Raw genomic sequence first — 14,378 nt, forward strand, 5'->3', positions numbered from 1 at the left:
GGAGACAAAAAGCCCCTTATCCACGTCAACTATTAGCTAAGTGGAAGAGGAGCTTTTTGGACTGTCCAGAACTATTTCGGGATTCTTTTTAACTTAACGTTTTTTATGATTTTTATCCTCTACACTGACGAAGATAGGGTTCGAATAGAACCAAAGGTCTTTATAGTTACGTTTGTTTATTTCTGAAAAGCGTGTTTCGTTATCCTCGATTTCAGTCTTTGCATCGATCAGCGGTTCACCGTCCATCGTTTCTCCAGCGACATTTTCCCCTAGATTCGTGCCACGCAAACGGAAATATTGATCCTTATTTGCTTTGACTTTGTAAGTGATGGTATGAAAACCATCGCGATCGGTTTTCCAGTCTTTACTTGTAAAGCGTTTAACCACTTTTGTCGTATCATTGGTGGCTTTATTATAAGCGGGTGTTCCAGGCACTGCTTTCCCGGTTACTTCACCGGAAATTAGATCCACGTGATCCACCTTGACGGGGTCCCCGTTATTGTTCTTTTGGGGGCTCTTAAATCGGATGGTGATCTTGACCATCTGTCCTTCCTTCACTTTAAGATCCCCGCCCATATCAACCGTGTTGTTTCCGTTTTTAGCTTGGAAATCAAGGGCATCGATCAAGTCACCAAAAACGGAGAAGGATTTCCCTGATCGCATGCCATCAAGGACGGATTGCATTGATGTGCCATTTACCCATGTATAATTCTTGGAATATTCACCTGGCCAGTAGCCGCTGGAGTATAGGCGGTTTTCACTGATTTCAAAATGGGAGTCCGAATTGGAAAAATTCCAGAACTTACGACCTTCCCCAAGAAGCGCATCCCATGCACCGCCTACCTTAGCAAGCATGAAATCGGAACCGCCATAGGTCCGGTTTTCCGGTGTTGTCAGATTTAGACCGCCTCTATCTGGCTCCATCTGGTTACCTGGCATACCTTCAAATCCGAACATGACATCCGGGGCGATATTGTTGAAGTCGCGAAAATCAGATATGTTGTACACCCTCTTTCTTGATGGGTGGTTCAATATGGCATAACTTGTATTCTTATAATTTTTCTCGAGCCATGCCAATGCTGTTCGAGCATCTTCGGATGTCTTATTGGCTCTTTGATCCTGTGCTTTCCAGACGGCTACATCCTTAGGATCAAACATCTTTTCATCCTGGTTGGTGAACAGATATTCGAACTGATTGCCAGCTTTCAGACTTTTCGGTGAGCCCGGCTGATCTCCCAGAATTCCTATACCGACATGCTCGTATGTGGGCATATCCCATTCGAAGCCTGAAAAGATGACTTTATTTTTAAATTTGCCCTCTTTTTGCAGTTGCTCCATTTTCGGGGCTTGATATTGTATGATTCCCTGAGATAGCGGTATCGGCCCGCCTGGAATCAAATTTCCCTCAGCATCCCTTGAAGACATCCTCAAGTGGTCGGAAATTCCCATCCAATCCATACCATATTTATCAAATGCGTTATTTAGCAAGCTCTCAAGGCTCTGTGATCCCTCGGCGTCATCGGACTGAGTGGTATGGGCATGATATTCCCCCTTCATCCATCTGCCTCCCGGATTTGTCTGATTGTCTTCTGCATCTTTGGCTGCAACCGCGACCGGAAGACCCTGAAAAAGGATGGCTATGCTTAGAACCGATACTGTGAAAGCCCTGAACTTATTAATCATCTTACCGACACCCTCCATATACTGAAATAATGTTGAACAAGCTAATTTTATTGTGAAAATATTAAGAGCCCATTTGGGGGGAGTATGGATTTTGTAAATTAAATGACCGGCTTGCTTCCATAATTTGTTACGGGGAGGTGACAGCCGTTTGGAAGTTGGAGAGGAAAGAAGGGGGAGGGACATGAAACAAAAAAGGCTGTAGAGAAAATTTTCTTTCTCTACAGCATGCGACAACTATATTATTTAGCTTCGAGTAGATTGATATGATCTACAGTTTGATCTTCACCGACAATGAATTGCAGTTCATAATTCCCTGTCTTGTAAATGTAGTTGATTTCATTCGTACTGGAAATATGGCGTATTTCGTCAGCACTGCCGAGTTGTTTTCCTAAAACTTTAGGAGTGATGCTTCCTAGATTATGGTCCCGTTCTACATTTGTCCCAAAATATCGGATTTGTGAGATGGTTTTGTCATCGTTATAGGCATATGCAAATCCTGGATGCCCCATTTCTGCATGGTAATAGTCAAATGTTTCATCTGTGTTACCTGGTTCAGGGGGAGGACCAAATGTCTCATATACTTCTTTTTGGGTGTTTTCATTAATTTTCAAACCCAAGGCAGTATAAGGCATTTCCCCTGAAAAAGCCTTGTTGTAGATTTCATGTAAGGTGGTAAGAGCGTGTTCCTTAGCTAGGGCAGAAGCGGAATCCATTGTAGATGCAGCCTCAACCGGTTCTGTTGAAAACGATGCACCAGCCCCCAGAAGAGAACCGGTTAGAATAACGGCGCTAACCATTCTGGCCGCTGGCTTTTTAGATAACATTTCCTATCCCTCCTATATCATTACTTTTCCACAATTTTCTTGCATGAAACATTTTCTTGATGATCAATTGGATTATGGTGGACTCAGGGAATTTAAAAGCTGCATCTGCGGCACCGTTGATTTAAAGTAATCATTATTTCAAGTTGATCCTAGAATCATGTTTAGCAAGCATCCACATCATCTTAAGTTTAAATGATTCTATTTTAAAACAATAAAGACTATAGGCAAAAGGGTTCTATTTAAAATTAAAAACTAGGTTAATTGGAGCGGAAATCAACGTCCAAATTGTACAAGCAATAAAAAAACTGTAGGCAAATTTGATTTTCATCGAGTTTGCCTACAGTCTGGGTGCTTCACTATGATGAAACACCTTTGAAAATGATGTGATTAGTCCCAAACGCTTATTCTAGGGACTCCAGCAGTTCTTAAATAGTCCAATAATTGACCAGTATGTACAGACTCATGATAAGCGATTCTCAGCAACATGTCTCCTAAATCCCTGATATATCCTACATCAGAGCGATCGATTTTAATAGTGGATAAGTCGTCTTCGCTGAAGGATATGATTGTTTCCAAAAAGTCACGCCTGTAAGGTTCAGCAAAGTTTAATTCCGCTTCTACAGAGATAAGAGGCTGTTTTTCATATGGTGATTCATAAACTGGTAAGCTGCCTTGATTTTTAATGGATAAATGATAGTAATGCTCACTATCAAGGACATGTCTAACCATTTCTAAACAGCTCATTGCCTTGTCGTCCGGTTTCCAATGGAGTGTGCCTTTAGGTATTGAAGTCCATAGTTTAATGTTTCTTCTTCTAATCTCTTCCAGATTTAAGATGATTAGTTCTATCGATTTCATTATATCTCCCCTTTTAGCAGGTATACAATCACTATACAGGAATGGGTTTATTTTGAAAATATAGAAAAAATATTATGGTTGGGTTATTAAATCATTGCGATTCCTTCCAATATATATAGTACCGCTCCTGTTTTATTCAATTAAGATAAACGTATGATAGGGTTAACTAGTTTTTACTGGTTGACCTTTTTAATGGGAACTCTACTATCAAGCAAAGGAATGACAAATGTGGGGCACACTGTTTGTTCAATAGAATTACCTTGAATACATGGGAAATTGCATGCAAAAAGAAGCATCGGAGAGAGGAGTAAGATTTTAAGAAAGGTTGAAGAGACTACAGGGAAAATGCCTATGAATCCGTGAAGAATTTACAGGCTTTCCTTCCCTAGTTGTTCATTTCATGGAGGAACAGAGAATTCATATATCCCTATAATCCTAATCTCACTTATTTGTATTAGTATCAGGAAGATAATCCCTGTGAATGGAGGGTAAAACGGAATGTATTTTGATCGATTTTTCTTTTTATTTACGCTATAAGCTTAAAGAGGCCCTTCTTAAATCAGTGATTGAATTAGAATGTCATCCTGATAAATAAAAATCGGTTTAAAACCAAGGGCTCTAAACTTTTGCAATGCTTCATGGTTATTTTTGTTCACGAAACCGGACACTGCAAGGATTCCTTTTTTTCTCACATATGCTACTAATTCGGGTAAAAGGGCTTGCAGAATTCCCTTTCCTCTATATTTCTTGTCAATGACTACATAATTGATATGAGCCACTTTATATAAATAAAGATTATAACAAAGAAATCCCACTACTTTACCTTTATCATTACAAATCACAAGTACCTTGTGTGACTTTTGCAGAATTTCATTCACTTTATCGGACGAAACCCGAAAATTTTTTACCGTAATATCCGTTAATTTTTTTTTATCCTTTTTAGGTTTCCAGTCTCGAAAAAAATACATCATAACTTCTCCTTTATCTCTATTAGATATAACAGTTATTCAATAGAAAGCTGGTACATGTAAATACATAACAGTTATTCAATAGAAAGCTGGTACATGTAAATACATAACACGGAATCCCTTTAGATTAGTCCAAAGGGATTCCATGTTAATCTTAAAAAAGCAACCTTCTAATTTTCAAATTCTTTGACAGAAGTGGGTTGCTTGATGGAAGTAGGTTCCTTAATTGAAGTACCTCTATTATTGTTTAATAAATTTTGTAAGACTCTTCTCAAGGCAGACCTAAGGCTGCTATTGCCAGTTCCGGAATTACCAGTTCCAGAATTAACAGCTCTTCTTAGCTTTTTGTTTGACACTGAAATCATCCCCTTTGTTTTATAAATTTCCACATTACTAATTTATGTGTAATTTTCCCTTTTGCTTGGACAAGTTCATCAATTAATGCACAGCGGTATGTTATGTATTGTTGCTGCCATTTAATGTAATAACATGATATAATTTATGTGAATTACTTCACATAAAAAGCGCTCGTTATTATTCGTACTATTAACTCATAAACGAAAGTGGGTTGGTTATATGCTGAAGAAAGTGGTTTTAGCTGGCGGGACTGGTTTTGTCGGTCAATACTTTGAAAAGCATTTCAGGAATTTAGGGTATGAGGTAAGGATCATCTCCAGACAATCCCCGCATACTGGCTGGGAAGATAAAGAAGGAATAAGGGAAATGATCGATAATTCGGATATGTTAATCAACCTAGCAGGAAAAACGGTCAATTGCCGCTACAATGCCAAGAATAAGAAAGAAATATTGGATTCACGAACCGATACGACTGAAGTGCTAGGTAAGGCGATTGAACAATGTGAAAATCCCCCTTCATTATGGATAAACTCAAGTACGGCAACGATATACAGGCATGCTGAAGATAAACCAATGACGGAGGGGGATGGTGTAATCGGTTCAGGCTTTTCGGTAGATGTTGCGAAAGCGTGGGAGCGCTCATTTTTCAATTTCCGATTAACGAAGACGAGGCAAATCGCTTTACGGATCGCCATTGTATTGGGAGATGGAGGAGTGATGACCCCATATAGAAATTTGGTTAAATTCGGACTGGGAGGCCATCAAGGATCAGGAAATCAGAAATTCAGTTGGATACATATAGAAGATTTATTTAACATTGTCCTTTTTCTGAGAAAGAATCAGGAGCTGCGCGGGGTGTTCAATTGTTCATCGCCGCATCCAGTTACAAATCGTGAATTGATGGCTCATTTGAGAAAGCTCATGAATATTAGGATAGGACTTCCCTGTCCAACACCCATGCTTGAAATGGGGGCTTTCTTTATGGGGACCGAAACGGAATTGATATTAAAAAGCCGGTGGGTCTTACCTGAGAGATTGGGAAAGGCGGGGTATGCATTTAAATTCCATCATCTTGGTGAGGCTCTGGAACAGATACTGATGAATTCTTAAAATACTCGAGAAAGATTGCTATAATGATAGATAGAAAATCATTAATGGAGGGGAATCGTAGAATGAATATGACTCCATCTGAAAAAGTCGGAAGATTCACAACAGGGATATTTTCAGAGTTGGCGACCCGCAAGCAGGATGCAATGAAACGAGGGCTGGATGTTATCGATTTGAGTGTAGGAAGTCCGGATCTACCACCGCCTGATTTTGTAGTGGATACGCTTGTGAAGTATGCGCAGGATCCCAATTCCTACGGGTATACGTTAAAAGGTACGCCTGAATTCCATGAGGCAGTCCGTTATTTTTATCGGATGCGTTATGGAGTGGAGCTGGATGCAGAAAGGGAAGTCCTCCAACTGATGGGATCGCAGGATGGCCTTGCACACTTGGCAACGGCGATGATAAACCCTGGAGATTATGTGCTGGTGCCAGATCCGGGATATCCAATTTACGAAGCGAGTGTAGAACTTGCCGGCGGAATCATTCATCCGATGCCGCTTACTGCCGAAAATGGATTCCTGCCGCAGCTCAACAGAATTCCGGATGAAATAGTGAAAAAGACCAAAATGATGATTATCAGTTACCCAGGAAATCCTGTCACCGCCCTTGCTGATGAAGCTTTCTTTTCGGATGTTATATCGTTTGCGAAAAAGAACGAGATCATGGTGGTTCACGATTTTGCTTATTCCGAGTTGATTTTTGATGATCATCCGCAAATTAGTTTTATGTCCATTCCTGGTGCCAAGGAAGTGGGGATTGAATTTAACTCACTTTCCAAAACTTTTAATATGGCCGGCTGCCGCATTGGGTATGCGGTGGGCAATCGAGAGGCGCTGAACATCTTGGGAACGCTGAAATCACACATCGATTATGGGGTTTTTTATCCTATTCAAAAAGCTGCCGAGATGGCGCTAACTTCCAATCTTTCGCTGCTATCCGAACAGGTTAAGGAATACGAGTCCCGACGTGATGCCTTGATTTCAGGTCTTGCGGAAGGGGGATGGCATGTACCGAAAACTTCAGCTACCATGTTTATTTGGGCCCAAATTCCTACTGGCTGGAAATCACGGGATTTTGCCTATGCATTGATTGAAAAAGCAGGGGTCACGGTCGTTCCAGGCGATGCTTTTGGGAAGCAGGGTGAAGGGTATGTCCGGATGGCCTTGGTCCAGCCGGCCGAGAGATTGACAGAAGCTGCTGAACGGATCAGAATGTTTTTGCAGGAAAATATTGAAGTTTAAAAAGTCTAGCATTTAATATATTCAGGTTTTAAGAACGCCCGATCACGGATCCGACGTTCTTTCTTTTTATTTTCTCTTGCTTTTAAGGCGCTCTCTAGTGTTTTTAAAAACTACTTTGAAGTTTAAGAGAAGGTCCATCCTCGGATGGGCTTTTTTATGTTTATGGGATACTAGAGTGATAGATTATTTAATGGAATTTCCGAACGTAAAATGGACAAGCCGCATAAAATATAGCAGGTCCGCGACAATCTTCAATGAAGCGGACTTAATATGATAGAGAGGGGGAAAAGCAATGATCAACTGGAAAGTGCGTCTTAAGAACCCTACGTTTATATTCACTGTGCTCCTTCCTGGGCTTTTAATATTAGCGCAGATGGTTGCCGCGTTCATAAACAATTTCATTACTCCTATAGGCTTTACCATTACTGATGATGCATTGAACGGCGCTTTAGGCATCATTAACTTCATAGCGCTTACATTCTTTGGAATCGGCGGTGTGGTCGATCATACAACTAAAGGTTTAAGTGACAGTGAAAATGCACGACAATACGAGGAACCTAAGTAATGGACACTATTCTTTCAGCTACTGAAAAGTAGAGTATACCAGATAACACCGTATTAGCTACACAACGGCGTTATCTGGTTATTTTTTTGCAGGGATGATGATCGCCGAAAATGATTTGGTCTGAAAACCGAAATGCGGCATACATTTAAAATTGTGGTTCATTTTCAGTTTGGGGAGGAAAAAGGATGAGTTATAGTTTACAAGTTTCAAAATGGCTTGCAGCCATAGTTTTGATCGGAGCATTATTGACGGCATTCATATTCAATCCGGCTAATGCTTCAGCCTCTATCAATTATGGTGATGAAGTTGCCGCTTTGGCAAAGAAGCAGGTGGGAAGCAATTATAAATATGGGGGGACGACCCCAAAAGGGTTTGATGCTAGCGGTCTAACCCAGTATGTATATAAAAATGCTGCGACAGAAATGAAGATTCCAAGAACGAGTGCGGAACAGTATAAAACCGGAAAGGCGGTTAAGCAAAAAGATTTAAAAGCGGGAGATTTGGTCTTCTATGCGACAGGTAAGAAAGGGCAGGTCTCTTTTGTAGGAATCTATTATGGAAATGGTACATTTATCGGGACCACCACCAAAGGGGTCAAGGTCGTCATAATGAGTGATAAGTATTGGAAAGAAAAATATATAGGGGCAAAACGAGTCATTAAGTAACATCTGTTGTTCATATAAAAAAAGTCCAGCAATAAAAAGAGCATCGAAAAACCGATGCTCTTTTTGCTAGTCATTTCCGGGTTCATTCATTCAATGATGATATCCGTTAAAACAACATTCCCATTACGAACCTTTACGACGGCGACTGAAGGATTGGCCAATGCTTCCTTCTCCATTTCCTTTGCCTTTTCTTCGGATGCGAAATAATTGTCCAGACCGTATCTGATCTGAATGGTTTCAGCATTTTGCAGGTCATATGGGATTTCCAATTTCCCTTTTAGGTAAACGCCTTTGCCGGGTTTTTCCTTCGTTACGTAATCGACAACGTATAGTCCATCCTTATTTTGTTTTATACGTACATATACCTTTTTAAAATCACCCATATTTCTTGTATGGAACTCGGTTTTAATCGAGTCATCGACCTGTGATGGCTTAACGGATTCAATTTCGTATTTCAAAGCCACATAGTTTCCCCTAAACAAGTCAGTCGGGTCGACCGGGGCTGTTTTGATCTTGATTACATCTCCTGTCATTGTTGTCCAGACCGGAGGAATCGCCAACACTAACAGAATCAAGACTGGAATGGAAAATACGATAAGTGGCCGGAATAATGGATTATTCATTGAGCTCCCCTCCTTTTTTTCGTTGATTTTCAAAGAAGAAGCCAAAACCGATAAGCATGATTCCGCCGATGATGAATGTAAGTGATTTTGGCAGGAAGTCAAAAGAATAGATGTAATATCTGAAAATCAGTGCACATATTATCACGATGCTGGTCAAACTGCCTTTTAGAATGAGATAAAGCAGAAAAACGAAATAAGCTAAAGGGAACCAGATTGAAAAATCAAAGGTAAGGAAGAGTGCAGTAATACCATGTAAGATATGCCCTTGTATGTGGGTGATGTTTTGTAATTTGGCTCTTACCGGAATATAGGCAAGTACGATTCCCAGCACAAACAGAATGGAAAGGACAATCGTATTCGAATTTTCAAACTCCAGCTTCGGCACGAATTCCATAAGAAATAAGGCAATTGTATTGATGGCTAAAGCGTTAATGAAAAAGGTCAGATATTTAGGGTAATCGAATGTCTTTAACATAATGTATAAAGCCGGTAGAAATACAAGAATGGCAAGCGGATAAGACGTTTCATCAACGAATATACTTCCGTTAATATAAATGAAAAGCAGGAAAGATGTAAAAAGGAGAACGAATACATCCTTCAAATAATATCCAATGAATACCGTACCGATCGCCCATATTAGAAAGGAACTGTTGAAATTGATGCTGATATTAAACATCTGCTCAATTAGAAAAATCCCTGCACCAAAGATCAGAATACCTGCATAATGCAGACTTCGTGACGTTTTGGGAAAGCGTACCTGCACCTTCACGCCAGCAAAGTTCACTCCGATGAGGCATGCAATGATAAGCAGGAATTTAACCGCTTTACTTAAATAAATCCAGTTGCTGGCTACGAAGGTCAATACGCCTAAACCTAAAAGAAGTGCCCCAATGGATAATAGAATAGTGATGAAGCTCAAATTACCTTTTACGTCATAGGAATCTAACATCCTCACTTTCTCTTGCGGGGAGATGACTCCTTCCTTTTCAAGGTAATTAAATTCATGTTCAAGAAACTCGAATTGCTTTTTCGTTATTTCTTTGTTGGCCAAAGTAACTCCTCCTTCCACATTTTACTATTATACATCGTATTCTCTTGCAGCTTTGAATATAATGTTAATTTTCTTCTACTCTTATTGGAACGCATGTAGTACCAAAAAAAAAAAAAACAGTACCTTGCAATGAACAGTACCATGTGGTAAATTATTTACATAAGATGTATTGTTCGGTGTTCAGTACTGTTTATTGAACTATACTGAAGAACTTTTGGAAGGAGTGATGGTGCAATGAATGTACAATTTAAGAAAGGTGTCCTGGAGCTGTGTGTCCTGGTCTTATTGGATAAGCAGGATCGCTATGGATATGAACTTGTACAGAAGATTTCAGATCAAATTGAAATATCGGAAGGGTCGGTATATCCACTTTTACGACGATTGACGAAAGAAGAGTATTTTACGACATATTTACAAGAATCAACAGAAGGGCCTCCGCGCAAGTATTATACATTAACCGACAAAGGCCGGAGATACCTTCAAGAGCTGTTGACGGAATGGAATGAATTTTCCAATGGGGTCAATCAATTAATCAAGGAAGGTGTGAACCAATGAATAAAGAACAATTTTTAAAACAATTGAATGCCTCTTTAACCAGACTTTCCTTAGAGGAACGGGAAGATATCCTTCAAGATTACGAAGAGTACTTCGAAATTGGAATGGAAGAAGGGAAGTCAGAGCAGGAAATTTCCAAATCGCTTGGGAATCCTAAACAGATTTCCAAGGAACTGATGGCATCCTATCGTCTTGGTCAGGTCGAGCAAACGACTTCAGCAGGTAATGTAATGCGGGCAGTTTGGGCAGTCATTGGTTTGGGATTCTTTAATTTAGTGATCGTTTTGGGACCATTTATAGCATTGATCGGAGTTGTCATTGCAGGATGGGCTTCGGCGATAGCGTTCATTCTAGCTCCGTTTGGCGTTCTTTTTAACCTTGCGATAGGTAACTTTCAATTATTCGATCTTTTCTTCGCATTGGGACTATGCGGGATTGGCATATTCATTGCCATGGGAATGTTTGTCGCTACGAGTGCTTTAACTAAAGGATTCATTCGCTATTTAAAATTTAACGCTTCTCTTGTGAAAGGCGGTTTGAAAAATGATTAATGTAAAAAAATTATCGATCATTGCACTTGTATTGTTATTGATCGGAGTAATAGGAAGTCTGTTTACGTTTTCCCAAGTGACGGATAAGGAAACGACTACAGAGGAAAAAACGATTTCGGAAATCGTAACGGACATTCAGATCGACACTGACAATGCAGCTGTAGAGATCGTTCCAACCAAGGATAAGGAGACAAGGATAGAGTTGGTTTCAAAAGGGATGGATGTTTCCAAGTTGGATTTCACCGCAGTTGTGGAAGGGAAGAAGCTTTCGGTACAATTAAAAGATCGACGTACCTTTAGCTTTGGTTTTCATATTCAATCCTTACATTTAAAGGTGTATGTGCCTGATGAATCTTATAAATCCTTTGTCGTCGAATCCGATAATGGAAAATTGCAAATATCAGGATTGAAAAGTGAAGATCTAAATGTGAAATCTCAAAATGGCCGGGTAGAATTAAATGATATAATAACCGAAAAAGTTGAAGTGAAATCTGCTAATGGAAAAGTAGAGCTTAATAATGTGGAGGGAAAACTGGTTGGGTCATCGAATAACGGTAAAATCACATTGGTCACGAAAGACTTGGATAGGGAGATCGATTTCGAAAGTAATAATGGTAAAATCATGATCAAAACGGAGAATGAACCGACAAATACAACTTTCGATGTTCATGTTGACAATGGGAGAGTGGATATCCTTGGTAAGTATGAGGGAGATACTGTCATTGGCAAAGGTGAAAACTTAGTGAAATTGGAAACGAATAATGGGAAAATCGAGATAACGAAATAGTCGTGAAGCATGAAAAAGCCGATCCAATTGGAATCGGTTTTTTTCAATTAGCGGCCATTGCTAGAAGCTGTCCCCTTTACTTAAGGAGATAAGGAACAACATTTAAAGTTTTTCCTTTTAGATGTTTTTGGAATTATAATATATAAAGGATAATTATGTTAAAAGTAATGAGTGTAAGTCCGCCATCAAATCTAAGGATAAGGTTTTAATGAAAATGACATCAAAAGTATGGGGGCTGTGGAATGAAATTCAATAAATTGTCATTGGATATATTTAAACGTACGATCTTCACTCGCAAGAAAAGGGAAAAGGACTATCAGAAGAAAGGATTCGAAGTGCAAAAAAAGGTTTTTAATATAGTGGAAAGTTCTAAGGATATTATCTACTGCTACGAAACAAACCCAAGTTCCAAGTTCAGGTATCTAAGTCCATCCATCAATACACTTTTAGGTCATGGCGTCTTGGAAGAAGCATACAATGACCCTTCCTCCCCTTTCGAAAGGATTCATCCTGATGACTTTGAAATCCTGAATGAAAAGATATACGTTGGGATTGATTATACTAAGCCAGTCATTCAACGCTGGAGAAATATCGAGGGGGATTTTTTGTGGTTCGAGGAATATGCTACACCTATATATGAAAAAGAGCAATTGGTAGCCGTTCAAGGAATCATTCGCAATATCGATGAAAGAGTGAGATTCATACAGGATATTGAGTATCAAATGTCCCATGACCCATTATCGAATATCCATAATCGACAGTTTTTTGATAATATATTTGCCAAATCCAATCTGGATTTTGATACTCCGGTTGCCATGATTTTGTGTGATTTAGATGAGCTGAAATATATGAATGATACGTATGGCCATAAGAAAGGGGATGAATTGATCAAAGAAGCGGCAAATCTATTGAAACGGATTTTCTCGGATATCGCTGTTTTAGCGAGAGTGGGAGGAGATGAGTTTGCCGTTCTGCTGATTGATAGAAGCAAGCGAGAAGTAGAATCTCTTTGTGAATTATTAAAGGAAGAAATCCTTTTGCAAAATTCCCTAAAAAAAGGCCCTCACATCAGTATGTCATTTGGGCATGCTTACCGTTCGCATTCAAAAGGAAATATGGATAGTTTATTCATGGAAGCGGATCAAAAAATGTTTCAAGATAAACGGCGAAGAAAAGAACAGAAACTCGTTCGGGCGGGTAGATGAAAGATATAGGGGGAGTCCAGTGTCATACTGGGCTTTTATTTATATATATATATTTAGGTACCCGAAATAAATTACTCGCTTATTTTAACCAATTTTAGTAAACTGGCAATGACCATTTTAATTAGAAGGTGAAGGGATATGAGGGAAACCATAGTGGATGAACGGGTAAGAGGGACTGATAAGATCTGGACACGTGATTTCATCATGATCTGTTTGGCAAATATGTGCATCTTCATGGGGTTTCAAATGACGATGCCGACCCTCCCGCTGTTTGTGGAACAGCTTGGCGGTGACGATCGCCTGGTGGGGGCTGTCCTTGGAATCTTCACTTTTTCGGCCTTGCTCGTTCGGCCAATTGCCGGCAGATTATTGGAGACGAAGGGAAGGCGCATCGTTTTTCTTGCCGGTTTAGCCATTTTTGCATTGTCAGTGGGTTCCTTCGGTTTTATGGGGAGCATCGGCTTGTTATTCATGATGCGGATTGTACAGGGCGTCGGCTGGGGATTTTCTTCAACGGCTTCAGGAACGATTGCTTCCGATATAATCCCTGCGAAACGGCGTGGTGAGGGGATGGGGTATTACGGATTATCGGGTAACTTAGCACTGGCATTCGGGCCATCATTGGGTCTTTTTCTAGTTACGGTCCTTCCGTTTCAAGAGTTGTTTTTGATCTGCTCTTTATTAGGATTGCTTGCCATCATTGCAGCATCACTTATTCGGTATCAAAAAGCGGAAAGTGATCCTTCGGCGGCTGTCAGAGCCAAAAGGTTTGATATATATGAAAAAAGTGCCCTTCAGCCATCATTGCTCATTTTCTTCATTTCCGTTACATTCGGTGGAATTGCTACCTTCCTTCCCCTGTATACAGCGGAAAAAGGTGTAGATGGAATTCAGTGGTACTTTTTAGTATATGCAATGGCCCTCATGGTCACGAGATTATTCGCGGGTCGATTATATGACCGAAGGGGACATCGAGCCGTATTCGTGCCTTCAACCGTACTCATCATGGCTGGGATGCTGCTGCTTGCATGGATGCCGAGTGAAGCGGTCCTTTACATTGCGGCAGTGCTTTATGGATTTGGATTCGGTTCTGTCCAGCCGGCGCTGCAGGCATGGTCGATTGAAAAGACGGCACCCAATCGGAAGGCGATGGCGAATGCCACATACTTTTCATTTTTTGATCTTGGAGTGGGCATAGGTGCCATAGTGTTCGGGCAGATAGGCTTCCTCTTCGGCTATAGAAGTATCTATATCACGGCAGCCGCCTCGATTTTCATTTCAATGATCGTTTATTTATACATTATCAGGAGCGAGGATAAAGTAAAATCAATGTAG

Annotated in this window: 16 protein-coding genes; 9 read left to right on the plus strand and 7 right to left on the minus strand. The window is 40.1% G+C overall.

Going from position 1 to position 14,378, the window contains the following annotated elements; genetic code table 11:
- Window positions 1-93: 93 nt before the first annotated feature.
- The 5 genes from V3595_RS19750 to V3595_RS19770 form a co-directional block, all read right to left on the minus strand.
- The gene (locus V3595_RS19750) at window positions 94-1,683 is read right to left on the minus strand and encodes an S-layer protein (RefSeq protein ID WP_485908933.1); all 1,590 of its coding nucleotides are present in this window, start codon (window positions 1,681-1,683) and stop codon (window positions 94-96) included.
- Window positions 1,684-1,922: 239 nt separating this feature from the next.
- A complete protein-coding gene (locus V3595_RS19755) occupies window positions 1,923-2,507 on the minus strand; it encodes a YjgB family protein (protein ID WP_485908935.1) in 585 nt (194 codons plus the stop codon).
- 387 nt (window positions 2,508-2,894) lie between these two features.
- Window positions 2,895-3,365, minus strand: coding sequence for a DinB family protein (locus V3595_RS19760; RefSeq protein WP_485908937.1), 471 nt, complete (start codon window positions 3,363-3,365; stop codon window positions 2,895-2,897).
- A 554-nt stretch (window positions 3,366-3,919) separates the two neighbouring features.
- Window positions 3,920-4,333 (minus strand): GNAT family N-acetyltransferase, encoded by a 414-nt coding sequence (locus tag V3595_RS19765; protein ID WP_485908939.1) that lies wholly within the window; start codon window positions 4,331-4,333, stop codon window positions 3,920-3,922.
- Between the two features lie 170 nt (window positions 4,334-4,503).
- The gene (locus V3595_RS19770) at window positions 4,504-4,689 is read right to left on the minus strand and encodes a hypothetical protein (protein ID WP_127777322.1); all 186 of its coding nucleotides are present in this window, start codon (window positions 4,687-4,689) and stop codon (window positions 4,504-4,506) included.
- A 220-nt stretch (window positions 4,690-4,909) separates the two neighbouring features.
- Between V3595_RS19770 and V3595_RS19775 the strand changes: the two genes are divergently transcribed.
- From V3595_RS19775 to V3595_RS19790, 4 genes are all read left to right on the plus strand, one after another.
- Complete coding sequence (locus V3595_RS19775; RefSeq protein ID WP_485908941.1) at window positions 4,910-5,800, plus strand: TIGR01777 family oxidoreductase; 891 nt, start codon at window positions 4,910-4,912, stop codon at window positions 5,798-5,800.
- 62 nt (window positions 5,801-5,862) lie between these two features.
- Window positions 5,863-7,041 carry an LL-diaminopimelate aminotransferase gene (locus tag V3595_RS19780; protein ID WP_485908943.1) on the plus strand — a complete coding sequence of 393 codons (1,179 nt, stop codon included), beginning with the start codon at window positions 5,863-5,865 and terminating at the stop codon, window positions 7,039-7,041.
- 292 nt (window positions 7,042-7,333) lie between these two features.
- Complete coding sequence (locus V3595_RS19785; RefSeq protein WP_053533767.1) at window positions 7,334-7,606, plus strand: phage holin; 273 nt, start codon at window positions 7,334-7,336, stop codon at window positions 7,604-7,606.
- A gap of 185 nt (window positions 7,607-7,791) precedes the next feature.
- The gene (locus tag V3595_RS19790) at window positions 7,792-8,271 is read left to right on the plus strand and encodes a C40 family peptidase (RefSeq protein ID WP_485908945.1); all 480 of its coding nucleotides are present in this window, start codon (window positions 7,792-7,794) and stop codon (window positions 8,269-8,271) included.
- 86 nt (window positions 8,272-8,357) lie between these two features.
- Here the strand turns inward: V3595_RS19790 and V3595_RS19795 are convergent, their stop codons facing one another.
- Both V3595_RS19795 and V3595_RS19800 read right to left on the minus strand, forming a co-directional pair.
- Window positions 8,358-8,894, minus strand: a complete 537-nt coding sequence (locus tag V3595_RS19795; protein ID WP_485908947.1) for a GDYXXLXY domain-containing protein — start codon at window positions 8,892-8,894, stop codon at window positions 8,358-8,360.
- Window positions 8,887-9,945, minus strand: coding sequence for a DUF2157 domain-containing protein (locus tag V3595_RS19800; protein WP_485908949.1), 1,059 nt, complete (start codon window positions 9,943-9,945; stop codon window positions 8,887-8,889). Before V3595_RS19800 ends, V3595_RS19795 begins: the two co-directional genes overlap by 8 nt.
- A 234-nt stretch (window positions 9,946-10,179) precedes the next feature.
- Here V3595_RS19800 and V3595_RS19805 point away from each other — a divergent pair, with 234 nt between their 5' ends.
- The 5 genes from V3595_RS19805 to V3595_RS19825 all read left to right on the plus strand — a co-directional run bounded on the left by V3595_RS19805 (window position 10,180) and on the right by V3595_RS19825 (window position 14,378).
- Window positions 10,180-10,500, plus strand: coding sequence for a PadR family transcriptional regulator (locus V3595_RS19805; RefSeq protein ID WP_101225495.1), 321 nt, complete (start codon window positions 10,180-10,182; stop codon window positions 10,498-10,500).
- Window positions 10,497-11,051, plus strand: a complete 555-nt coding sequence (locus tag V3595_RS19810) for an HAAS signaling domain-containing protein (RefSeq protein ID WP_101225494.1) — start codon at window positions 10,497-10,499, stop codon at window positions 11,049-11,051. The genes V3595_RS19805 and V3595_RS19810 overlap by 4 nt, the downstream gene beginning before the upstream one ends.
- Window positions 11,044-11,838 (plus strand): DUF4097 family beta strand repeat-containing protein, encoded by a 795-nt coding sequence (locus V3595_RS19815; RefSeq protein ID WP_485908951.1) that lies wholly within the window; start codon window positions 11,044-11,046, stop codon window positions 11,836-11,838. Before V3595_RS19810 ends, V3595_RS19815 begins: the two co-directional genes overlap by 8 nt.
- A gap of 242 nt (window positions 11,839-12,080) precedes the next feature.
- Window positions 12,081-13,043, plus strand: a complete 963-nt coding sequence (locus V3595_RS19820; RefSeq protein ID WP_485908953.1) for a sensor domain-containing diguanylate cyclase — start codon at window positions 12,081-12,083, stop codon at window positions 13,041-13,043.
- 138 nt (window positions 13,044-13,181) lie between these two features.
- On the plus strand, window positions 13,182-14,378 hold the full coding sequence (locus V3595_RS19825) for an MFS transporter (RefSeq protein ID WP_485908955.1): 1,197 nt from the start codon (window positions 13,182-13,184) through the stop codon (window positions 14,376-14,378).

It is taken from the genome of Bacillus sp. CFBP9009, from assembly GCF_036541465.1.
GTDB lineage: Bacteria > Bacillota > Bacilli > Bacillales > DSM-1321 > Peribacillus.